Below are 23,852 nucleotides of genomic sequence, written 5' to 3' on the forward strand. Positions count from 1 at the left end.
GACGTCAAGCAGGCATAAAAAAAGCGCCCGCAGGCGCTTTTTTAGCAGGGAAAGCTAACTTATCCGATGTATTCCAGGCCATTCATATACGGACGAAGTACTTCCGGAACCTGAATGCGGCCATCGGCCTGCTGGTAGTTTTCCATTACGGCAACCAGCGTACGACCAACCGCCAGACCAGAGCCGTTCAGCGTATGCACCAAACGGGTCTTCTTGTCGGACTTGCTGCGGCAACGTGCCTGCATGCGACGCGCCTGGAAATCCCACACGTTGGAGCAGGAAGAGATTTCACGGTAGGTATTTTGCGCCGGGATCCACACTTCCAGATCGTAGGTCTTGCATGCGCCGAAGCCCATGTCACCAGTACACAGAATGATCTTACGGTACGGCAGACCCAGCAACTGAAGGACTTTCTCGGCATGACCGGTCATTTCTTCCAGCGCGTCCATCGAATCTTCAGGACGAACGATCTGCACCATCTCAACTTTATCGAACTGGTGCATACGGATCAGACCACGGGTGTCACGACCATAAGAGCCCGCTTCTGAACGGAAGCATGGGGTATGCGCAGTCATTTTGATTGGCAGCGCATCTTCGTCAATGATCTCATCGCGCACCAGGTTGGTCAGCGGAACTTCTGCCGTTGGGATCAGCGCATAGTTGCTGCTGTCGGCTTCTTCGTCCAGCGGACGGGTATGGAACAGATCGCCGGCAAATTTCGGCAACTGACCCGTACCGTACAGCGTGTCATGGTTAACCAGATACGGAACGTAGTTTTCACTGTAGCCATGCTGTTCAGTATGCAGATCCAGCATGAACTGGGACAGCGCACGGTGCATACGCGCAATCTGCCCTTTCATGACCACGAAACGCGAGCCGGTCAGCTTAACAGCGGCGGCAAAATCGAGCCCCGCGTGCATTTCGCCCAGCGTAACGTGATCGCGAACGTCAAAATCAAACTCACGCGGCGTGCCCCAGCGGCTGACTTCGATGTTGTCATTTTCATCTTTACCGACCGGGACTTCGTCCGCTGGCAGGTTAGGAATGGTCAGCGCAATATCGCGAATCTCAGCCTGCAAGGTATCAAGTTCAGCTTTCGCGGCATCCAGCTCTTCGCCCAGTTTGTTCACTTCCAGACGTAAAGACTCGATATCTTCCCCGCGCGCTTTTGCCTGGCCAATGGATTTCGATCGAGAGTTACGCTCTGCCTGCAGATTTTCAGTTTGTACCTGCAGAACTTTACGACGCTCTTCAAGAGCGCGCAGCTTATCTACGTCCAGCTTAAAGCCCCGGCTTGCCAGTTTTTCAGCGACTGCGTCTGGCTCATTACGCAGCAGATTGGGATCGAGCATGCTTATCCTGTGCTTATCGAATTAAAATGGGAGAAAGTGACCACAGCCTGCAGTCACAGGGATACATTGCCAACATTACCGCAACGATCGCGCTAACGGTAGCGTTTTATAGGGCTATTTTGATCCTGTCCGGCAAGCCAGGCGAGCTTTTCGCCAATCTTACCCTCAAGACCTCTGTTTGTCGGGCGATAATAGCGTGTTTGTGCCAGTTCCTGCGGGAAGTACTCTTCGCCGGCAGCATACGCATTCGGCTCGTCGTGCGCGTAGCGATATTCCTGGCCGTAGCCCATTTCTTTCATTAACTTCGTCGGCGCATTACGCAGATGCACGGGTACGTCGTAATCCGGACGATCGCGTGCATCTGCCAACGCCGCTTTATAGGCGGTATACACCGCGTTACTCTTCGGCGCGCAGGCCAAATAAACAATCGCCTGGGCAATCGCCCGCTCACCTTCCGCAGGTCCAACGCGAGTGAAACAATCCCATGCCGAAATCGCCACCTGCATGGCTCGGGGATCGGCATTACCCACGTCTTCAGAAGCGATCGCCAGACAGCGGCGTGCAACATACAGCGGATCGCCCCCTGCAGTAATGATGCGTGCGTACCAGTAGAGGGCCGCATCCGGCGCGCTTCCGCGTACTGATTTATGTAATGCCGAGATAAGATCGTAAAAACGATCGCCTTTATTATCAAAGCGTGCGCTACGCTCTCCGGCAATCTCTGTCAGCAATGTGGGTTGTAAAACGCGTTTTCCGCTGGCGTCGACTACCGCCATATCGGCCATCATTTCCAGCGTATTTAGTGCCCGACGCGCATCGCCATTCACCAGCTCGGCAATGGCCCGACGGGTTTCATTCGGCAGAACAATATCCTGGCCGCCGTAGCCTCGCGCTTTGTCCGCCATCGCCTGATCCAGTACCTGCTCGATATCGTCGGTAGTGAGCGATTTAAGCAGATAGACGCGCGCACGCGACAGTAATGCCGAGTTCAGTTCAAACGAGGGGTTTTCAGTCGTGGCGCCTATAAACGTAATGGTGCCATCTTCAATATGCGGGAGAAAGGCGTCCTGCTGACTTTTATTAAAGCGGTGGACTTCATCCACAAACAATATAGTGCGCCGACCGGCGTTACGATTCTGACGCGCACGTTCAATCGCTTCACGAATTTCTTTCACACCCGAGGTGACGGCCGAAATGCGTTCAACGTCTGCGTTCGCGTAGCGGGCGATCACTTCAGCAAGAGTCGTTTTACCTGTGCCAGGAGGGCCCCATAAGATCATGGAGTGCAGGTGCCCGGCCTCGATGGCGCGTGGCAAGGGCTTACCTGCAGCCAGCAAATGCTGCTGGCCGATATACTGCGCTAAATTTTCTGGCCGCATACGCGCGGCCAGCGGCTGAAAGGTATTATCAGAAAAATCGAGCGACAGATTACCCACTCACACGCCTCTACTTACGTTGATCGTCTACCGTGACACCCTGCGGAGGGGTAAAGGTGAATTTGGATGGTTCGATTGCGCCATTCTGCTGAGATTTCAGCTGATAGCTACTGCGCTGATCGTCCTGCTCGACGGCGCTAAACTGATGGATAGTGCCGTCGCGTCCCACATTGATGGTGAACTGCTTCAGATTGCCGCTGCTGGTTTTCGGAGTCAACACGAAGTCATCACCGTTTTGCTTGATGTTGTACTGCTGCCAGTCGCTGGACTGGTTGCGCGCAATCAGCATAAACGGCGTATTACCCGTGGCATCTTTCAGCCAGGTTGCCGTGGCCTGTTCGACAAACGGATTAAAGAACCACAGCGTTTTACCGTCGGAGACCAGAATGCTTTCATCAGGCTGTGTCATATGCCAGTTAAACAGGTTCGGACGTTTAACCCACAGGTCGCCCTGACCTTCCTGTACCGCTGCGCCGCTACCATCGGTCACCTTCTGAGTAAAGCTGGCATGGAAGCTACTGACTTTATCCAGACGACTTTTCAGGTCACTGGCGGCGTCAGCCCAGACGCTGCTCACCACAAAGCTCGACAGTAATGCACAGGTGATTGCGATCTTTTTCATCGTTATTCCTCAAAATTCGTCACTCCCGACGGGGAGATCCCTCTGCTATCCATTCCAGGCCAAAAATCAGCATGAGGAAAGTAGAAAATACTGAATTACTTAACTTTGCAATCAATCGAAGGGCGGCGGCGCCAGCACTTCACGATTACCATTATGCCCTTGCTCACTGACAATCCCCTGCGCTTCCATCTGCTCGATGATACGTGCCGCGCGGTTGTAACCGATGCGGAACTGACGCTGGACGCCGGAGATGGAGGCTTTGCGTTTTTGGGTAACAAAATTCACCGCCTGATCAAACAGCGGATCCAGTTCTTCCCCATTGTCAAAACCACCGCCGCCGCCTTCGCTTTCGCTATCAGAAGTGATGCCCTCAACGTATTGCGGACGGCCGCGCGCTTTCCAGTCTTGAACAACGGCATGAACTTCTTCATCACGCACAAAAGCACCGTGAACACGCACCGGAATTGTCGAGTTTGGTGCGGAATAAAGCATATCCCCCATCCCTAACAGTGATTCAGCACCTGACTGATCAAGGATGGTACGCGAATCAATTTTACTCGACACGGTAAAGGCAATACGGGTCGGGATGTTGGCTTTGATAAGCCCGGTAATCACATCAACCGACGGACGCTGGGTCGCCAGCACCAGGTGGATCCCCGCCGCACGCGCTTTTTGCGCCAAACGAGCGATCAGTTCTTCCACTTTTTTACCGACGGTCATCATCAGGTCAGCAAATTCATCGACCAGGACAACGATATAAGGCTCTTTTTTCAGCACCGGATGGGTAACATCCATGCTATCGCCCGGTTTCCAGTACGGGTCCGGGATCGGGCGCCCCATACGATCCGCTTCTGCGATCTTCTCGTTGTAACCCGCCAGATTACGCACGCCCAGCGCTGACATCAGTTTGTAGCGGCGTTCCATTTCATTGACGCTCCAGCGCAACGCGTTGGCAGCATCCTTCATATCTGTAACCACTTCCGTCAACAGATGCGGAATGCCCTCATAAACCGACAACTCGAGCATTTTTGGGTCGATCATAATGAATCGCACATCTTCCGGCTGCGCCTTATACAGCATGCTGAGGATCATAGCATTGACCCCAACAGACTTACCGGAACCCGTGGTACCCGCCACCAGCAGATGCGGCATCTTCGCCAAATCAGCCGTAACCGGTTCGCCGGCAATATCTTTACCGAGCACTACGGTCAGCGGAGAAGGATTATCACGGAATTTCGCGTTATCCAGCACTTCGCGCAGGTAGACGGTCTGACGTTTTTTGTTCGGTAATTCCAACCCAACATACGGTTTACCTGGAATAACCTCCACCACACGAACCGCAGCGGTCGACAGTGAACGCGCCAGGTCTCGGGAGAGGTTAGAAATCCGTGCAGCCTTAACACCCGGAGCCAAATTCAGTTCAAAACGGGTTATCACCGGGCCCGGTGAATAGTTCACCACATCAGCCTTAATACGGAAATCTGCTAAGCGCGCTTCCACCAGTCGCGCCATTTGCTCCAGCGCGAAGGTGTCCACCGGTTCAACTTCACTCGGTGGCGGGGTGAGCAGATCCAGCGATGGCAGCAGCGTGGTTGGACGCTGAACAGGACGACTGTCGCCATTGCGCATCAATAATGGATGGATCAGGCTATCCTGCGGCTGCGGTGTAACAGGCTGTGACGGTTGCTGATAATGCTGCTGCGGTGCAACAGGCTGTGGCGGCTGCTGATAATGCTGCTGCGGCGCAACAGGCTGTGGCGCCTGCTGATAATGCTGCTGCGGTGCAACAGGTTGTGGCGGCTGCTGATAATGCTGCTGCGGCACAGGCTCCGGTTCAGGCATAACGCTTGGGGTAAACAGCGGCTCATGCGGGCCATCATCCACCAGTGCTTTCATCGGCGAGAAAGCAAAGTCATCTAACGAGAACGGATTAGCGCCCGCAGGCTGTTCGCCGGAATAGCGCTGCTGCTGGGAAGAGGCAAACTGACGGGCCAACTCCGCTTCTGCTGCAGACTCTTCGTCCTCAATCTGATGCGTATTGTCCTGATACTCTTCACCATAACGATGCTGCTGCGACTGGGCGAACTGACGCGCCAGCTCATCCTGTTGCATCGCTTCAATTTCATCGTCGGTATAATCCGTATCAAGCTGCTCTTCTCGCGCTTTCTCTTCGGCCATTCGTTGCGACGGTAGTTTGATACCATATGAAGCCAGCTCACGACGCGTTGGCACACGGACGCGATTTGGACGCGGCAACTGCGGACCAATGCCTTCTTTCACCTGTGGACGCGGCGCACCGCTACCCGCCAGACTAAACACAGGTGCAGCAACAGCAGCGGCCCCAGCGCCCATTGCGGCGTTTTTCACTCCGGCAGCCAGCGGCGCGACGGCCGCGACGGATTCAACCGGCGGTATAGATGCGGCAGTTGGCATTGATGGCATTGACGGTTTAATTCGCTCAGGTTCCTGCAGTGGTTCAGGAATGGGCTGATACCAGGCCGCGAGCTGTTCACGCTCACGCGCGCGCTTTTCTTCCACCTCTTCAAAGTAATAGAGTGGCGGACGCGCCGGTTTCGTCTCTTCCACAACCGGTTCAGGCTCGACAACCGGCGGTTGCTCAACAACAGGCTCCTGCACGAAAGCAGGCGGCTGTTGATACGCAGGCTGCTGGAATGTGGATTCCTGCTGGTAAGCCGGCTGCGGGTGATAAACAGGATCCGGTGAAGGAACCGGCTGCTGTACCGGCTGTTGCTGCCAGCTTTGTTCTGGAACAGGCGGCTGCCACTGCGGCTGCATTTGCGGCTGCGGAGCTACCGGCTGTTGGTATTGAGGTTCGACAACGGGCGGCACAGCATATTGCGGCTGAGGCTCAACCGGTGCGGGCTGCTGCCACGGCTCATAAGGCTGTGCCGTCGGTTGAGTATATTGTGCAGGCTGCGGATAACCTTCGTAGGCAGGAGTCACAACCGGCTCAGCCACCTGTGGCGCTGGCGCAGGTTGCCATGCAGCAGTCGGTGCAGGCTGAACAGGAACGCCACCGGAAACCAGCGGAGCTTGCATTAAAGGATCGGCTGGCGCACTCCAGGCCTGCGCGGTCGCCGTGGCTGCTGCGGCGGCTGTCACAGGCTCAGTCACCGAGTGACCACTTAGCAGCGGGTCGAACTCATCATATTCAGGCAGCGTCGCGCGATTACCCGAGAACAGAACATCATTCGGATCGGCGGCAACACCACGGGCGCTGTATTCAATTTCATCTTCGTCGTCCATCCGTTTACCGGAGAACAGCGCAGCATCGGTATGACGACCAAGCGGATTGGTAAACTTCTCGGCCAGCCGCTTACGACGTGCTAATGCCCCACGAAGAATACGCGCCCGGCGTGATTCATGCGGTTTTCCTTCGGCGATGTCGACGGACTCTTCATCGTCTTCATATTCTTCGTCATCGACCCAGGTATCGTCACGACGAGTGCGGTTACTGGCAAAGGTCAGGATATTGAGTAACCAGCCGCCCAGTTTTTCCGCAATGCTCACCCATGACCAACCGGTAAACAACGTCAGACCTGCCGCCCAGATGCACAATAGTGTGAGTGTTCCCCCGCTGCTATGCAGCAGAGGTTGTAGCGTGGTACTGAGCAGACTGCCAATCACGCCGCCAGACGCGAAATACCAGATATCATCGGCATTGATTGCCGCCAGTCCGCAAGAGGTGAGAATGAGCGCCAGAACGCCAATGATGCGCAGCGATACGGCGAAATAGTCAACGTACTCGTCACTGGCCTGATGTCGCCAGGTAAACCAACAGCCCCCAACAATGATCACAGGTAGGGTGTAGGCCATGATGCCAAAAATAAAGAACAGCGTGTCCGCCAACCATGCTCCGGGTATTCCCCCAAGATTGTGGATAGGCTCGTGCCACGCGGTTTGCGACCAGCTGGGATCCGAAGGGTTAAAGCTGAGTAAGGCAGCCATCAACCAGACGGCAAAAAGGGCAATAAGGATCAGTAGCGCTTCCAGAAGTCGGCGCCCGCTGCTTAACTTCGTCAATGTGACGTCTTTGTCTTCAGTGTATTCCTGGCTCAAAAACGGCTCTCCAGGTTTCAGGCTTTTCCTGCCCGATGCTAAAACGGACAACAGCACCGGGTTGCCCCGGCACTGTTGCTGTATGGATTAACAGGAGTGTAATCAAACTACGTCGATTTTGCACCTGTTCCGTGTTAGCGCGTCTTAATTACCAGACGATTGCTCTGTTTAACTTCTTCCATTACCACGTAAGTACGTGTGTCATTCACGCCAGGCAGACGCAGCAGGGTTTCCCCCAATAGCTTGCGGTATGCTGACATATCCGGTACGCGTGTTTTCAGCAGGTAGTCGAAATCACCGGAAACCAAATGACACTCTTGAATTTCTTCAAGTTTTTGCACTGCAGTGTTGAACTGCTCAAAGACATCCGGTGCGCCACGATTCAGAGTAATCTCAACAAAAACCAGAAGTGATGCATCCAGATAATGCGGGTTTAACAGCGCCGTATAGCCCTGAATAAATCCCTGTCTTTCTAACCGACGCACACGCTCAAGGCAGGGCGTTGGTGAAAGTCCCACTCGTTTAGAAAGCTCGACGTTAGAAATACGCCCATCCTTTTGCAGCTCATTAAGAATGTTACGATCGATACGGTCGAGATCTTTGCCAGGGCGCTTCTTACTATCTACCATTATTATTGTCTCTCTGTATTCCTTCCCTACTCCTGCCTGACCCTTCTAACATCACTGTTCAGAGTCGCTACCCATCACAATACCCGAAACCCAGAGGGATTTACGGTGTGAAATGTCTGGGTTTATGGTGAGAAGACCGTTGCCTGTCGGCGGCTATCGACATCACGAATGGCATCTGTCCACACCATGCGTAGATTTCGCTAACTCGGTAAACATGGTATCTGGATGCATGATTATGCAGCACACACACGACACAGTTTTTTTCTTCCTTGAATGTTTTCGCAAAACAGCAGGGGATTGTCAAAGCAAAACATCGATTTTTAGTACAACATGCCAGTTATTCATTGGGAGTGATGGAAAATCGTCATTTTATCGCCTTATAACTGGCCGATTTTAAGTAGAAATCGTTATGTCCCGTCATACTTCATGTTACCTGTGCGTTGGTTGACGTCCTTGCCGCCTGTCTGGCCGATCATCGGCTCCCGCTATTGCACAAATTGTTAACAAAATTGCCATGCTCTTTTTTTACGCCTGCAAATTCCCTACAATCCAGTTCATTGCCTGCCAACAACTATGGGGATCTCATGGGCACGACCAAACACAGTAAACTTCTTATTCTGGGTTCAGGCCCTGCCGGGTATACCGCTGCGGTCTATGCTGCACGCGCAAACCTGCAACCGGTACTGATTACCGGTATGGAAAAAGGGGGTCAGTTGACCACGACGACGGAAGTCGAAAACTGGCCTGGCGACCCGCACGATCTTACGGGCCCACTGCTGATGGAACGTATGCATGAGCATGCGACAAAATTTGAGACGGAAATCATTTTTGATCACATCAGCAAGGTTGATCTGCAGAACCGTCCGTTTCGTCTGACCGGCGACAGCGGCGAGTACACCTGCGATGCGTTGATTATCGCCACCGGCGCTTCCGCTCGCTACCTTGGCTTACCGTCTGAAGAAGCGTTTAAAGGTCGCGGTGTTTCTGCCTGTGCGACCTGTGACGGATTCTTCTATCGCAACCAGAAGGTGGCGGTTATCGGCGGTGGCAACACGGCTGTAGAAGAAGCGTTGTATCTGGCGAATATTGCCTCTGAAGTGCATTTGATTCACCGTCGCGACAGCTTCCGTGCAGAAAAAATCCTTATCAAGCGCCTGATGGATAAAGTCGAAAACGGCAACATCGTGCTGCACACGCACCGCACGCTGGAAGAAGTGACCGGCGATCAAATGGGCGTCACCGGACTGCGTCTGCGTGATACCCAAAACACCGATAACGTCGAGTCTCTGGACGTTGCAGGACTGTTTGTCGCCATTGGTCACAGCCCGAACACCGCGATTTTTGAAGGCCAGCTTGAGCTGGAAAACGGCTACATCAAGGTTCAGTCCGGCATTCACGGTAATGCGACGCAAACCAGCATTCCAGGCGTGTTCGCGGCCGGTGACGTGATGGACCATATTTATCGCCAGGCGATTACCTCTGCAGGTACGGGTTGTATGGCAGCCCTTGATGCAGAGCGTTATCTCGACGGTCTGGCTGACGCCTGCAAATAAGTTTTACAAATCAGTAACAAAAGTAAAAAAGGCGACTATCAGTCGCCTTTATTTTTGCCCCGTTGTAACATTGTCCTGCCTAAAAATTCCTATAACTCACCTGCTAAGCGAGCAATGAATAAAACCCGTCAAAAAGAGCTAACACGCTGGTTAAAACAGCAAAGTGTCATTTCCCAGCGTTGGCTGAATATTTCACGCCTGTTAGGCTTCGTCAGCGGCCTGTTAATTGTCGCTCAGGCCTGGCTCCTGGCACGCATTCTTGATCACATGATCATGGATAATATTCCCCGCGAAGCCCTTCTGCTCCCTTTCATCGTATTAGTGCTGATTTTCATCCTGCGTGCATGGGTGGTCTGGCTACGTGAGCGGGTCGGTTTTCACGCGGGACAGCACATTCGTTTTGAAATTCGCCGTCAGGTTCTGGACCGTCTGCAACAGGCAGGCCCCGCGTGGATCCAGGGTAAACCAGCCGGAAGTTGGGCCACGCTGGTGCTTGAGCAGATTGACGATATGCATGATTACTACGCGCGTTATCTGCCGCAAATGGCGCTTGCCGTCTGCGTCCCCATTTTGATTGTCGCGGCCATTTTCCCGTCTAACTGGATAGCCGCCCTTATTCTGCTTGGCACTGCACCGCTAATCCCCATGTTTATGGCAATGGTCGGTATGGGCGCTGCTGATGCTAACCGACGTAACTTTCAGGCGCTAGCCCGACTCAGCGGTCATTTCCTCGACCGCTTGCGTGGTATGGAAACGTTAAGAATATTTGGTCGCGGCGAAGCGGAAACAGAAAGCATTCGTGCGGCATCACAAGATTTTCGCCAGCGCACCATGGAAGTTCTGCGCCTCGCGTTCCTCTCCTCCGGCGTACTGGAATTTTTCACCTCGCTGTCCATCGCGCTGGTGGCGGTTTACTTTGGCTTCTCGTACCTCGGTGAACTCAACTTCGGCCACTATGGCGTTGGTGTTACCTTAGCCTCTGGATTCCTGGCACTGATTCTTGCGCCTGAGTTTTTCCAGCCCTTACGCGATCTGGGCACGTTTTATCATGCCAAAGCCCAGGCCGTCGGTGCCGCAGACAGCCTGAAAACGTTCATGGAAACGCCGCTGGCGCATCCTGAACGTGGCGACATTGAGCTGGCCGTAAAAGAGCCGGTTTCGATTACCGCAGAAGATCTGGTTATCACCTCCCCGGAAGGTAAAGTGCTTGCTGGTCCACTTAACTTCTCGCTGCCAGCCGGTCAGCGCGCGGTACTGGTGGGACGTAGCGGCTCCGGTAAGAGCTCGCTGCTGAATGCCCTTTCTGGTTTTCTCTCGTATCAGGGTTCGCTGAGAATTAATGGTTTTGAGCTTCGCTCCCTGGCCCCTGACTCCTGGCGAAAACAGCTGTCGTGGGTAGGACAGAACCCACAGCTTCCTGCCCCAACGTTGCGCGATAATGTGCTGCTGGCACGTCCAGATGCCAGTGAGCAACAGCTTCAGGCCGCGCTCGACAGCGCCTGGGTAAGTGAGTTTTTACCCCTGCTGCCTCAGGGCGTGGATACCCCGGTCGGCGATCAGGCCGCCCGGCTTTCCGTCGGGCAAGCGCAGCGCGTTGCCGTCGCCCGAGCCTTGCTCAATCCGTGTCAGCTAATGCTACTGGACGAACCCGCCGCTAGCCTCGATGCGCACAGCGAGCAGCGCGTCATGCAGGCGCTGAATGCAGCATCACGCCGCCAGACCACGCTGATGGTCACGCACCAGCTTGAAGACCTTGCCGAGTGGGATGCCATTTGGGTCATGCAGGACGGACAGATCGTCGAGCAAGGCACTTATGCTCAACTGAGCGCAGCCAACGGGGCTTTTGCAACACTGCTGGCTCACCGTCAGGAGGACATCTAAATGCGCGCTTTGCTACCTTATCTGACGCTGTATAAACGTCATAAATGGATGTTAACGCTGGGAATTATTCTGGCGATCATCACGCTATTAGCCAGTATCGGCTTGCTGACACTTTCCGGTTGGTTCCTCTCCGCTTCCGCGGTGGTTGGCGTCACCGGGATTTACAGTTTTAACTATATGCTCCCCGCTGCCGGCGTGCGCGGTGCGGCGATCACCCGTACCGCAGGTCGTTATTTCGAGCGACTGGTCAGTCACGACGCGACATTCCGCGTGTTGCAGCACCTGCGTATTTATACATTTAGTAAGCTGCTGCCACTCTCTCCGGCGGGTCTGGCCCGTTATGGCCAGGGTGAACTGCTTAACCGCATCGTTGCGGATGTCGATACGCTTGATCACCTTTATCTGCGCGTCATCTCTCCGCTGGTTGGGGCATTTGTCGTGATTATGGTGGTGACGCTGGGTCTGAGCGTTCTCGATCTCACGCTGGCCATCACCCTCGGTGGCATCATGCTGCTGACCTTGTTTATTTTGCCTCCGCTGTTTTATCAGGCCGGAAAACGCACCGGGCAAAACCTGACGCACCTGCGCGGGCAATATCGCCAACAGCTGACATCCTGGCTGCAGGGCCAGGCCGAGCTGACCATTTTTGGCGCAAGTGTTCGCTATCGAGCACAAATGGAAGCCACAGAGTTACAATGGCACGAAGCTCAGCGTCGCCAGTCCGAATTAACGGCGCTGTCTCAGGCCCTAATGCTGCTGATTGGCGCGCTGGCCGTCATCGTGATGCTCTGGATGGCCTCGGGCGGCGTGGGAGGCAATACCCAGCCAGGTGCGCTGATTGCGCTGTTTGTGTTCTGCGCACTGGCCGCATTTGAAGCCCTGACCCCGGTAACGGGTGCATTTCAGCACCTCGGTCAAGTGATCGCCTCTGCCCTGCGCATCACAGAACTGACGGAACAAAAACCGGAAGTCACTTTCCCCGACGCAGGATCGACGGTTTCTGGGCCGATTACCCTCACGCTGCGCGACGTTTGTTTCAGCTACCCGGGCCAGGCGCAAAATGCGCTGGATACCCTCTCCCTGCAAGCAAAACCCGGCGAGCATGTTGCGATTCTCGGCCGCACCGGCTGTGGAAAGTCCACCCTGCTACAACTGCTGACCCGCGCCTGGAACCCGCAACACGGTGAAATTTTGTTTAACGACCGTCCGATTTCAACTCTGAGTGAGTCAACGCTGCGTCAAAGCATCAGCGTCGTGCCGCAACGTGTGCACCTGTTTAGCGCCACATTACGCGACAACCTGCTGCTGGCCGCGCCGCAGGCCAGTGATGACGCATTATCCGAAATACTGTGCCGCGTTGGTCTGGAAAAACTGCTGGAAGATGATGGCCTCAACGCCTGGTTAGGTGAAGGTGGTCGTCAGCTTTCCGGCGGCGAACTCCGCCGTCTGGCAATCGCTCGCGCGGTACTCCACGATGCCCCTCTGATGCTGCTGGATGAACCTACCGAAGGACTGGACGCTACCACCGAAAGCCAAATGCTTGAACTGATTAGTGATGTCATGCGAGATAAAACGGTTTTGATGGTGACGCATCGCCTGCGCGGGCTATCGCGTTTTAATCAAATAATAGTGATGGACAACGGACACATTATTGAGCAAGGTAATCACGCAGATCTGTTAGCCAGGCAGGGGCGTTATTACCAGTTTAAGCAACGTCTGTAAGCTATTATTGAACGATCGACTCGCGTAGTGGAGTTTCGCTGTCATGCGCCTGGTGCAACTGTCCCGCAATTCTATCGCCTTCCCGTCACCGGAAGGCGCGTTACGCGAACCTAACGGTTTGTTAGCACTGGGTGGCGATCTGAGCCCTGCCCGTCTGCTTATGGCGTACCAGCGCGGTATTTTTCCGTGGTTTTCTCCTGGCGACCCAATTCTTTGGTGGTCGCCCGATCCGCGCGCCATTTTGTGGCCTGAGACATTTCATCTTAGCCGTAGCATGAAGCGTTTTCATAAACACTCACCTTATCGTGTCACGTTAAATTACGCCTTTGGTCAGGTGATTGAAGGTTGTGCCAATGACCGCGAAGAAGGGACCTGGATAACGCGTGATATTGTTGACGCTTACCACCGCCTGCATGAATTGGGGCACGCGCATTCCATTGAAGTGTGGCGGCACAATGAATTAGTCGGCGGTATGTACGGCGTTTCGCAAGGCACGCTCTTCTGCGGTGAATCAATGTTCAGTCGTCAGGAAAATGCCTCGAAAACCGCGTTGCTTGTTTTTTGCGCTGAATTTAGCCAGCAGGGTGGGAAGTTAATTGACTGTCAGGTGTTAAATGGACATACAGCGTCGCTGGGCGCCGTCGAAACGCCGCGTCGGGAGTACCTTGAACACTTGAGCAGACTGCGCCAGCAGCGGTTACCCAGCCATTTTTGGGTACCGCGGACGTTATTTTTACCTCAGGAGTGAATGTTTTCGGCACATTTTTTGTCGGGGTGTTATAATTGCGTCGCAGAGTTGGTTTAGCCCATTACCCCGCCGCCGTTAAGGAACAGTTCGCGTCAGGCAACGCCTATCGTTTATCTCATCGTTCCCTTACACGTTGCGCTTTAAGTGCGGCTTTGCCGTGTGTGGATAGAGTAATGCGCCAAACTTGATTTGCTGTATTTTAATCGCGCAAATCTTTACTTATTAAAAGAACTTCGGCATTATCTTGCCGGTTCAAATTACGGTAGTGATACCCCAGAGGATTAGATGGCCAAAGAAGACAATATTGAAATGCAGGGTACCGTTCTCGATACGTTACCTAATACCATGTTCCGCGTAGAGTTAGAAAACGGTCACGTGGTTACTGCACACATCTCCGGTAAAATGCGTAAAAACTATATCCGCATCCTGACGGGAGACAAAGTGACTGTTGAACTGACCCCGTACGACCTGAGCAAAGGCCGCATTGTCTTCCGTAGTCGCTGATTTTTTTCACGCCAGACTGGCGTCCAGATAATAAAAGGTCGGTATATCCGGCCTTTTTTGTGGGCCAAATTTGAGGCTTTAGTCCTCAATCATGCGTGCATATTCTTCCGTCAGGAAATCCACTAATGCGCGCACCGAGGGCAATAACCCCCTACGCGATGGAAAGACCGCGTGAATAATCTCCCGCCTCGGTTCCCAGCCATCCAGCACTGCCACCAGATCCCCTGCGGCTAATTGATCCTTGACCATTAACTGCGGGAGTTGTACCACGCCTACCCCGGCAACCGCGGCCTCGCGCAGCGCCAGCATATCTGTGGTGATCATACGCGGCGTAAAATGCACTTCCGCGCGGGCACCCTGTGGGCCAAACAACTCCCAACGATGAACATGTTTCCCCGCCGCCAGACTCAGCCCGGGCCAACGGGTCAGCTCTGCCGGGGCGTGTAATGTCCCCATCTGCTCAACCAATCGCGGACTGGCATACAGCCGGTGCCCCCTGTCAGCAAGCACCCGCATGACCAAATCACTGTCTTCAAGAGGACGAGGTCGGACGCGAATCGCCACATCCAGACCTTCTCCGACAACGTCGACGCGGCGATTCGTGGCTTCAAGCTGTACTGCGACATCCGGATAACGCGCCATGAACCGGGCCAGCATGGGGCCGATATGGACATGCAACAGCGTCACCGGGCACGTCAGTTTAACAATGCCACGTGGCTCAACCTGCAACGCCGCAATGGCATCCTGTGCCGCCTGCGCCTCCACCAACATCGCCTTACAGTGTTCGTAAAAGGTCTGTCCGACCTCCGTGACATTAAACTGCCGGGTTGTTCGCTGAATCAAACGCACCCCCAGTCTCTCCTCCAGTTGCGCAATACGCCGACTGAGTTTGGATTTGGGCTCATCAAGCGCACGGCCTGCCGCTGCGAATCCTCCCTCTTCGACAACATGCACAAACCATGCGAAATCATTGAGATCCAGCTTCGTCATCTTATTGTCCTATGAATGAGACGGTGAGGACTATTTTAGCCACTACTCAGCTCGCTGTCATGGATATAAGCTTATTCACATCAAGATAACGTCACTGAGGAGATACATATGAAACACGTAACAGGCGTCTATACCGCACCTCGCCCACACTGGGTTGGCGATGGATTTCCAGTTCGCTCGATGTTCTCTTACCAGTCTCATGCTGAGCAGCTCAGTCCGTTCCTGCTGCTGGATTACGCGGGTCCGCATACCTTTACACCGGGTAATGAAAAGCGCGGCGTCGGTGAGCACCCGCACCGTGGTTTTGAAACAGTGACCATTGTTTACAGCGGTGAAGTTGAACATCGCGACTCAACCGGGCGCGGCGGCATTATCGGTCCAGGCGATGTGCAGTGGATGACAGCAGGGGCCGGGATTTTACACGAAGAATTTCATTCGCCGGAATTTACCCGTAAGGGCGGCGAGCTGGAAATGGTCCAGCTGTGGGTCAACCTGCCAGCCAAAGACAAAATGACCGTGCCGGGTTATCAGGGCATCAGCAGCGACGTTATTCCCACCGTCGACCTGCCAGATGACGCAGGTACCGTGCGCGTGATTGCGGGCAGCTATCAGGACACGAAAGGCCCCGCGCATACCTTCTCACCGTTAAATGTGTGGGACATGCGCCTGCAAAGTAATCGCCCGGTCACGCTATCCCAACCGGAAGGATGGAGCACTGCGCTGGTGGTGCTGAAAGGCACGATCACCATCAACGGTGCCACCTCCGCGGGTGAGGCGCAGCTGGTGGTATTAAGCCAGCAGGGTAAAACCCTACATATCGAGGCCAGTAGCGACGCCAGCGTGCTGCTGCTGTCAGGCGAACCGTTAAATGAACCCATTGTCGGTTACGGTCCATTTGTGATGAACACAAAACAAGAGATCGCCGAAGCCGTACGCGATTTCAACTCCGGCCGTTTTGGCCAAATCTAAAGCGAAGGAGAATACGATGTCCAGTCCTGCAAATTTTAATGGTTCACGCCCGGTTATCGACGTAGATGATGCCGTGATGCTGCTTATCGATCACCAGAGCGGTCTTTTTCAGACCGTCGGTGATATGCCAATGCCCGAACTGCGTGCCCGTGCCGCTGCGCTGGCAAAAATAGCCACCCTGGCGAAGATGCCGGTGATCACCACAGCCTCCGTTCCACAGGGACCCAACGGCCCGTTGATTCCGGAAATCCACGCCAATGCGCCCCATGCTCAGTACGTGGCGCGCAAAGGCGAGATCAACGCCTGGGATAACGAAGACTTTGTTAAAGCCGTCAAAGCAACAGGTCGTAAAACGCTGATTATCGCCGGTACCATTACCAGCGTTTGCATGGCTTTCCCGGCCATCAGCGCGGTAGCGGAAGGGTATAAAGTGTTTGCCGTCATTGACGCTTCCGGCACTTACAGCAAGATGGCGCAGGAAATCACGTTGGCGCGAGTGGTACAGGCAGGCGTGGTGCCAATGGATACCGCAGCCGTTGCGTCTGAAATACAGCGGACCTGGAACCGGGAAGATGCCGCTGAATGGGCGGAAGTGTATACCAAAATTTTCCCGGCCTATCAGCTGCTGATCGAAAGCTACAGCAAGGCTCAGGAAGTCGTCACCAACGGTGAAAAACTGGACTCTCAGCGCTAATCATGTTCTCTGCGCCTGTCCGGGCGCAGAATATGTCTATTGCGTAACCAAACGAGAGTGAAGACGTAAATTCTGCTTGACCGTTTTAGCGCAACTCCCTATAGTATCGCCCCGTTGCCCCCCAAGCGGTCAGGCAGCAATACAATACGGTGAGGTGTCCGAGTGGCTGAAGGAGCACGCCTGGAAAGTGTGTATACGGCAACGTATCGAGGGTTCGAACCCCTCTCTCACCGCCACATTTGAGAAAGAGCTCGTACGCAAGTACGGGCTTTTTTTTCGTCTATTGCATTTACCAAATGCGGCCAACAACCCGCATCCATCCTTAGACCTGACAAGCGAAGCGTCATCAGGCATTCCCTGCGAAGAAAAGAAACTATTGTCGGCTGAGCAGCGTCAATACTTCATAGTGCGCGGTGTGCGGGAACATATCGAAAAGTTGAACCCGTTCTATGCGATAGCCTGGCAGCTCGCCAATATCCTTCGCCATGCTTTGCGCATTACAGCTGGAGTAGATGATAAACGGCGGTGCCATGTGGGAAAGATAATCACACAGGGGTTTACCAATGCCCCGACGCGGAGGGTTCACCAGCACCAGATCCGGAACGTCTTCCTGTGCCGTCGCGAATTGGGTCGAATCGAGCGCTTGAAAGTGCAGATTCTGTAACCCCAACGTCTGCGCAGATTGTTTCGCACAGGCGATCGCCTCTGGTGCGATCTCGATACCCGTCAGTTTCATCTGCGGCGTAGCGCAATGCAGGCCAAAACCGCCAACACCGCAAAACAGATCCCACATATGGTTGACCGAAAGCTGGCGCACCCAATCGCGAGCCGTGCCATACAAACGCTCAGCCACTACCGGGTTGGTTTGAAAGAAACTCTGCGGGCGGATCCACAGCGGTACATCATTAAAACGTTCAGCCAGCGCCTGCTGCTCCGTCAGGAAGATTTCTGTCTCCCCTTCCATAATCGCCATATGCACTGGTTGGATATTGACCGTTATCACCTTTAACTGCGGTAACTGCGCCTGCAGCCACGGCAACGCCGCGCGCAATTGGCTCAGCTTGGCCTCTGAGCGTAAGACAAAACGCAGCATCATACCGCCGTCAAACTGGCTTTCCGTTAACAGCACATATTTCAGTTCGCCCCGCTTACGCGCTACGTTGTAAGGCGTCAACCCGGCACGGGCGATAAAGGGTTTTAGTGCGGCAAATACCGGCGCAAATGAGGCAGGATAAAGCGGACAGTCGCACAAATCTTCAGGTGTACCGTCACGATGCAGCATGCCCAACAGCGGTTTTTCCACGCTACCGCTCACCACCATTTTGGCTTTATTACGAAAAGCGCTCTCCGGGCCAACGACGGGCGCGCACCACTCCCCGACCGAATAGTCGGCAAGAAGAGTCTGGAGATCGGCCATTTTTGCACGGAGTTGATCGCCAACGGGCTGTGTTATCCACTGACAGGAACGACAGCGATCGGCGTCATAAAGAGCGCACTGCATAAGAAAACCTTCAAATTAACCGGGGCGAAGATTATACACATTATTGCAGACGGAAGAACCGTCGACTGGATGCCGGAACAAACAGCAACAACAGCACCAGCATATCCGGTAATTTCTGCATCACCAGCGTGCGAAAAATTTCACGCTTCGATTCACCCGCAATACTGAACAGCTCGGGATAACCATAACCTAACGATGCCGCCCACAAATAACCGGAGGCCACCACCTGGGTAAACAGATAAATCCAGCGCGCCCAGTTACGTCCTTTGACCAATGAAAAGGCACAGTAAATTTCGATAAACACCAGTATCAGACTGCTTAAAAACACCAGCGTTAAATTCCAGGTCTGCACGCTACGCTGGATAAATGCCATTGTCCCGCTCACACCCAACGTATTGAAAATCATCAACAGATCGAGGCCGCGGATCATAATAATAGCGAGCGCCGCCACCTGCACTAAAGCAGGAACGTTTAAGCGAGCATGTGATGTGGATGATTTCTTAAAAAATCCCAACGCGTCGTCTTCCGTGAAAACGGTGCAGCGCCACATGCTGCACCGAGTAGAGGTTGGCAGATTTTAGTTTTTTCAGCCGCGTCTTGCACGCTGGATATCGCGCAACCGCTGCTTTTCTGTCCGGGCCATCAGGTACCACGCGATAAATCCGATAATTCCTACCACGCCAAGAATCAGCGTCGCCAGCGCGTTAATTTCTGGATTAACCCCCATACGTACGCTGGAGAACACCAGCATCGGCAACGTCGTCGCCCCAGGACCGGAAACAAAGCTGGCGATCACCAGATCGTCAAGCGACAGGGTGAAAGCCAACAGCCAGCCGGAAATCACCGCCGGCATAATCATCGGCAGCGTGATGACAAAGAAGACCTTCAGCGGCGTGGCGCCAAGATCCATCGCCGCTTCTTCGATGGAGTGATCCAGTTCGCGCAAACGCGAGGAGATAACGACCGCCACATACGCCGTACAGAAAGTGACGTGCGCCAGCCAGATGGTTAACATCCCGCGATCTGCCGGCCAGCCAATAGCATGCGCCATGGCAACAAACAGCAACAACAGCGACAGGCCGGTGATGACATCCGGCATAACCAGCGGCGCTGTTATCATAAAGGCAAAGCCATTAGAACCCCGGAAACGACCAAAGCGCACCAGCACCACCGCAGCAATCGTGCCGAGGATCGACGCCATCGTCGCCGCACAAGCAGCAATGGTCAAACTCATCCCGACAGCGCTTATCATGGCAGTATCGTGGAGCAATTCACCGTACCAGCGCGTTGACCACCCTGCCCAGACCGTCACCAGTTTGGAGCTGTTAAACGAATAGATAACCAGCATCAGCATCGGCGCGTACAGGAAAGTGAACCCGACGACCAGGATAAAAATACGCCACGGTGAGCGAACGACGGGTAAATTATTCATCCATGTTCCCCCACACTTTTTTGCTGATATTTATGGAACCACATGATCGGCACAATCAATAACAGCAGCATAATAATGGCCACAGCCGACGCCACCGGCCAGTCACGGTTATTGAAAAACTCCTGCCACAACACACGGCCAATCATAATGCTGTCCGGCCCGCCCAGCAGTTCAGGGATCACAAACTCCCCGACCGCCGGGATAAACACCAGCATTGAGCCTGCGATGATCCCGCCTTTGGTCAACGGCACGATCACGCTAAAGAACGTTTTCAGCGGTCGGGCCCCAAGATCCAGCGCCGCTTCCACCAGCGAATAGTCGATACGTGTCAACGCGGTGTAGATCGGCAGTACCATAAACGGCAAATATGCATAAACAATCCCGATATAGACCGCCAGATTGGTGTGCAGGATCGTCAGCGGCTGATCGATAATTCCCAGCCACATCAGAAAATTATTCAGGATCCCGTTATTTTTCAGGATCCCCATCCAGGCATACACGCGAATCAAAAACGAGGTCCAGGAAGGCAGGATCACCAGCAACAGCAGAATATTCCGCGTTGACGGTTTGCTGTGTGCCACAGCCCATGCCAGTGGATATCCCAGTAGCAAACAGCAGATCGTCGAAATCCCCGCCACCTGCAACGACTGCAGGTAAGCATCAACATACAGCGGGTCAGCCGTCAGTTGTAGGAAGTTGCCAACATTAAGCGTGATGGAGAGCTGGTCGTCTGCCCATGAGATGAGGTCAGAATACGGGGGGATCGCCCGCGCCATCTCAGAAAAAGAGATCTTAAAAACGATTAAAAATGGCAGCAAAAACAGCAGAATCAGCCAGATATACGGCAGCGCAATCACCACCTTGCGCCCATGCCTCATCTGCATCCGCGACATAAACAGCGTGAAACGGCTCGCGTTGTCCACGCGCGCCGGAGGTTCAAGTGTACGCATTTTCACTCCTTAAACCGTCAACACTACGCAACTGTCCGCATCCCAACACAAACGCACCTCATCGCCCCAGGTCGGTAGCCCCTTACGGTAGCGATGTTCGTTTTGTAGCTGAGCACTCAACATCTGGCCGCTTTTTAAACGTACGTGGTACACCGACAAATCACCGAGATAGGCAATGTGAACCACTTCCCCCACCGCAAAGTTATAGCCATCCGCCGGTGGAGTCTCACAGAGCATAATTTTTTCCGGACGCAGCGCGACGTACACCGGGACGTTATCAACGATGGAGGCATCAGCATCGACTTTCAGCGGATGGACCAGCCCCGGAGAGTCAATGATCAGGCCGTCTTCCTGACGCGCTTTCAGTAGCCCCTCGAACACGTTTACCGAGCCAATAAATTCCGCGCTATAGCGGGTGGTCGGGTGCTCGTAAATCTCTTCAGGTTCGCCGATTTGCACGAACTTGCCGCGATTCATGATCGCAATACGCCCCGCCATCGTCATGGCTTCTTCCTGATCGTGCGTTACCATCACACAGGTCGCACCCACACGTTCGAGGATATCGACCACTTCCAGTTGCATGCGGTCACGTAGCTTTTTATCCAGCGCCCCCATCGGTTCGTCCAGCAGCAGCAGTTTAGGACGTTTTGCCAGGCTGCGCGCCAGCGCCACACGCTGTCGCTGACCGCCGGAAAGCTGATGCGGTTTGCGTTTGGCAAATTCCTGCATATGCACCAGGCCCAGCATCTCGTTGACCCGGCTGGTAATTTCAGCTTTCGGCAACTTGTCCTGCTTCAGGCCAAAGGCAATGTTCTGCTCCACCGTCATATGTGGGAACAGCGCGTAGGACTGAAACATCATATTAATCGGGCGCAGATACGGCGGGACGTGTGCTAAATCGACACCATCGAGCATAATTTGCCCGGTGGTCGGCAGTTCAAAGCCCGCCAGCATGCGCAGCAGAGTTGATTTGCCGCAGCCGGAGGCCCCTAGCAGGGCAAATATTTCGCCTTTGTAGATAGTCAGGCTGACGTCATCGACGGCGTGCTGGCCATCGAAAGACTTGGTCAGATTACGAATTTCAAGCAGCGGGGTTAGCGCTTTGCGGGTCTTCGCCTGTGGGCGGGGGGTCGCATCATTCACGTGAGTGCTCTCCGGCATAAAACAAAGAAACAGTGCAAATAACGCACCAGCATGGTGCGTATTGCCGGGTTATGAGTGTTCAGGGTTCGGGTGTCCCGGCGGACTTACGCGCCGCCGGGTCATCTCCCTGACGCGGGTTATTTCCCGCTTTTCACCTTGGTCCAGGCACGAGTACGGACACGATCGATCTTCGGATCCTGTACTTTCAGAGTGAACAACTTAGCTCGCACATCGGCCGGCGGGTAAATCCCCGGATTGTCACGAACTTCAGGGCTGACCAACGCCGTCGCCTCTTTGTTCGCGTTGGCGTAGAACACGTGGTCGGAAATATGGGCAATCACATCCGGACGCAGCAGATAGTTGAGGAACTGATACGCTTCGTCTTTATTTTTAGCATCCGCAGGCATGGCGAAAACATCGAAGAACGCCATCGCCCCTTCTTTTGGAATTGAGAAGGAAATATTGACGCCATTTTTCGCTTCTTTCGCGCGATTAGCGGCCTGCCATACGTCCCCTGCCCAACCAATTGCCACGCAGCTATCACCGTTTGCCAGATCGTTAATGTATTGAGAAGAGTGGAAATAACGAATATTCGGACGCAGCTTCAACAGCAGATCGGTTGCCGGTCCGGTGTAATCGTCCGCTTTGGTACTGTTGGGGTCTTTACCCAAGTAATTCAGCACGGTGGCAAACACTTCTTCGGGGGCATCAAGGAACGAGACGCCGCAGCTTTTGAGTTTTTCCAAATTTTCCGGCTTCAGGATCAGATCCCAACTGTCGACCGGCGCATCCGCGCCCAGCACCGCCTTCACTTTATCCACGTTGTAGCCAATACCGGTGGTTGCCCACATATACGGCATCGCAAACTTGTTGTCTGGATCGTGTTTCGCCACCAGCTTCAGCAATTCGGGATCGAGGTTTTTCCAGTCTGGCAGTTTACTTTTGTCCAGCGGTTGGAAAACACCCGCAGTAAGCTGACGCTCAAGGAAGCTGGCGGAAGGAACGACAAGGTCAAAGCCAGTGCTACCCGCCATGAGCTTACCTTCCAGTACTTCATTGGAGTCGAACACATCATAAACCACTTTAATGCCGGTCTCTTTTTCAAAATTAGCCACCGTGTCGGGGGCGATATAATCAGACCAGTTATAAATATGCAGCGTTTTTTGTTCAGCAGCGAGCGTGCCGGCAGAGAGGGATATCAGAGCACCCGCAACCAGGCCTGATAACCATTTTTTATTTAAGGCGGTCATAATCTCTTTCCTTCTGAAAGTTCGTTAACAAACGAACAAAAAATTCACACTCTATGATATGCAAGAAACGTGCATATTCTTTCATTCAGCACAAATAAGAAAAGAGGCTTCCCCTGTGCCGCTATGGCTCGCTAGTAATCGCGGAATCATTCAACATGCATTGCGGTCGCATGCAGCCCATAAAGGGTTCATTGAAGGATGACGTTTATAAGCCTCGCCAGAATAACTTTAGCCAGGATTCGAGGATATAGCCCAGTTAAAAAAACGTCTTTTATCAATTTTTTATGCAGGATTTATCTATGACATAAGGCAGAAGGCGTGGAAGTTAGGTGAATAATTCTTTAATAAAAGGTTAAATGCAGAATAAAAATAGGGTAATACGCAACCGCTCTGGCA

General features: G+C 53.7%; 19 protein-coding genes and 1 tRNA gene. 8 read left to right on the plus strand and 12 right to left on the minus strand.

Annotation, left to right across the window (positions count from 1 at the left end):
* Nucleotides 1–59 precede the first annotated feature (59 nt).
* The 5 genes from serS to lrp form a co-directional block, all read right to left on the minus strand.
* Nucleotides 60–1,352: a serine--tRNA ligase gene (gene serS, locus AC3ITF_RS14775; RefSeq protein WP_096757692.1), complete on the minus strand. Its 1,293-nt coding sequence runs from the start codon at nucleotides 1,350–1,352 to the stop codon at nucleotides 60–62.
* A 92-nt stretch (nucleotides 1,353–1,444) separates the two neighbouring features.
* Nucleotides 1,445–2,788, minus strand: coding sequence for a replication-associated recombination protein RarA (gene rarA, locus AC3ITF_RS14780; RefSeq protein ID WP_489175795.1), 1,344 nt, complete (start codon nucleotides 2,786–2,788; stop codon nucleotides 1,445–1,447).
* Nucleotides 2,789–2,798: 10 nt separating this feature from the next.
* Nucleotides 2,799–3,410, minus strand: a complete 612-nt coding sequence (gene lolA, locus AC3ITF_RS14785; protein ID WP_096757694.1) for an outer membrane lipoprotein periplasmic chaperone LolA — start codon at nucleotides 3,408–3,410, stop codon at nucleotides 2,799–2,801.
* Between the two features lie 111 nt (nucleotides 3,411–3,521).
* On the minus strand, nucleotides 3,522–7,490 hold the full coding sequence (locus AC3ITF_RS14790) for a DNA translocase FtsK (RefSeq protein WP_489175796.1): 3,969 nt from the start codon (nucleotides 7,488–7,490) through the stop codon (nucleotides 3,522–3,524).
* A gap of 134 nt (nucleotides 7,491–7,624) precedes the next feature.
* Nucleotides 7,625–8,119, minus strand: a complete 495-nt coding sequence (gene lrp / locus AC3ITF_RS14795; protein ID WP_000228473.1) for a leucine-responsive transcriptional regulator Lrp — start codon at nucleotides 8,117–8,119, stop codon at nucleotides 7,625–7,627.
* 584 nt (nucleotides 8,120–8,703) lie between these two features.
* On the opposite strand from lrp, the gene trxB reads away from it, so the two are divergent.
* From trxB to infA, 5 genes are all read left to right on the plus strand, one after another.
* Nucleotides 8,704–9,672: a thioredoxin-disulfide reductase gene (trxB, locus tag AC3ITF_RS14800; RefSeq protein ID WP_096757696.1), complete on the plus strand. Its 969-nt coding sequence runs from the start codon at nucleotides 8,704–8,706 to the stop codon at nucleotides 9,670–9,672.
* Between the two features lie 114 nt (nucleotides 9,673–9,786).
* Entirely contained in the window at nucleotides 9,787–11,553 is a 1,767-nt protein-coding gene (cydD, locus tag AC3ITF_RS14805; RefSeq protein WP_096757697.1) for a heme ABC transporter permease/ATP-binding protein CydD, read from the plus strand.
* The gene (cydC, locus tag AC3ITF_RS14810) at nucleotides 11,554–13,275 is read left to right on the plus strand and encodes a heme ABC transporter ATP-binding protein/permease CydC (RefSeq protein WP_489175797.1); all 1,722 of its coding nucleotides are present in this window, start codon (nucleotides 11,554–11,556) and stop codon (nucleotides 13,273–13,275) included.
* A gap of 43 nt (nucleotides 13,276–13,318) precedes the next feature.
* Entirely contained in the window at nucleotides 13,319–14,023 is a 705-nt protein-coding gene (aat, locus tag AC3ITF_RS14815; protein WP_096757699.1) for a leucyl/phenylalanyl-tRNA--protein transferase, read from the plus strand.
* Between the two features lie 285 nt (nucleotides 14,024–14,308).
* Complete coding sequence (gene infA / locus AC3ITF_RS14820) at nucleotides 14,309–14,527, plus strand: translation initiation factor IF-1 (protein ID WP_002211347.1); 219 nt, start codon at nucleotides 14,309–14,311, stop codon at nucleotides 14,525–14,527.
* Nucleotides 14,528–14,605: 78 nt separating this feature from the next.
* Here infA and AC3ITF_RS14825 read toward each other — a convergent pair whose 3' ends face one another.
* Nucleotides 14,606–15,517, minus strand: coding sequence for a LysR family transcriptional regulator (locus AC3ITF_RS14825; RefSeq protein ID WP_181219293.1), 912 nt, complete (start codon nucleotides 15,515–15,517; stop codon nucleotides 14,606–14,608).
* Between the two features lie 108 nt (nucleotides 15,518–15,625).
* Here AC3ITF_RS14825 and AC3ITF_RS14830 point away from each other — a divergent pair, with 108 nt between their 5' ends.
* The 3 genes from AC3ITF_RS14830 to AC3ITF_RS14840 all read left to right on the plus strand — a co-directional run bounded on the left by AC3ITF_RS14830 (nucleotide 15,626) and on the right by AC3ITF_RS14840 (nucleotide 17,416).
* The gene (locus AC3ITF_RS14830) at nucleotides 15,626–16,486 is read left to right on the plus strand and encodes a pirin family protein (RefSeq protein ID WP_137400353.1); all 861 of its coding nucleotides are present in this window, start codon (nucleotides 15,626–15,628) and stop codon (nucleotides 16,484–16,486) included.
* 16 nt (nucleotides 16,487–16,502) lie between these two features.
* On the plus strand, nucleotides 16,503–17,180 hold the full coding sequence (locus AC3ITF_RS14835) for an isochorismatase family protein (protein ID WP_096757702.1): 678 nt from the start codon (nucleotides 16,503–16,505) through the stop codon (nucleotides 17,178–17,180).
* Between the two features lie 148 nt (nucleotides 17,181–17,328).
* Nucleotides 17,329–17,416, plus strand: a tRNA-Ser gene (locus AC3ITF_RS14840).
* A 137-nt stretch (nucleotides 17,417–17,553) separates the two neighbouring features.
* Here AC3ITF_RS14840 and rlmC read toward each other — a convergent pair.
* The 6 genes from rlmC to potF form a co-directional block, all read right to left on the minus strand.
* A complete protein-coding gene (rlmC, locus tag AC3ITF_RS14845) occupies nucleotides 17,554–18,681 on the minus strand; it encodes a 23S rRNA (uracil(747)-C(5))-methyltransferase RlmC (protein ID WP_489175798.1) in 1,128 nt (375 codons plus the stop codon).
* A gap of 40 nt (nucleotides 18,682–18,721) precedes the next feature.
* Nucleotides 18,722–19,231, minus strand: coding sequence for a YbjO family protein (locus AC3ITF_RS14850; RefSeq protein ID WP_096757704.1), 510 nt, complete (start codon nucleotides 19,229–19,231; stop codon nucleotides 18,722–18,724).
* Nucleotides 19,232–19,267: 36 nt separating this feature from the next.
* Nucleotides 19,268–20,113 carry a putrescine ABC transporter permease PotI gene (gene potI, locus AC3ITF_RS14855; RefSeq protein ID WP_137362362.1) on the minus strand — a complete coding sequence of 282 codons (846 nt, stop codon included), beginning with the start codon at nucleotides 20,111–20,113 and terminating at the stop codon, nucleotides 19,268–19,270.
* A complete protein-coding gene (gene potH, locus AC3ITF_RS14860; RefSeq protein WP_146717111.1) occupies nucleotides 20,110–21,063 on the minus strand; it encodes a putrescine ABC transporter permease PotH in 954 nt (317 codons plus the stop codon). The genes potI and potH overlap by 4 nt, the downstream gene beginning before the upstream one ends.
* Before the next feature lie 9 nt (nucleotides 21,064–21,072).
* On the minus strand, nucleotides 21,073–22,206 hold the full coding sequence (potG, locus tag AC3ITF_RS14865; RefSeq protein WP_096757707.1) for a putrescine ABC transporter ATP-binding subunit PotG: 1,134 nt from the start codon (nucleotides 22,204–22,206) through the stop codon (nucleotides 21,073–21,075).
* A gap of 137 nt (nucleotides 22,207–22,343) precedes the next feature.
* Nucleotides 22,344–23,456 carry a spermidine/putrescine ABC transporter substrate-binding protein PotF gene (gene potF / locus AC3ITF_RS14870; RefSeq protein WP_096757708.1) on the minus strand — a complete coding sequence of 371 codons (1,113 nt, stop codon included), beginning with the start codon at nucleotides 23,454–23,456 and terminating at the stop codon, nucleotides 22,344–22,346.
* Between the last annotated feature and the right edge of the window lie 396 nt (nucleotides 23,457–23,852).

This window comes from Citrobacter sp. KH_055_1 (assembly GCF_057838705.1).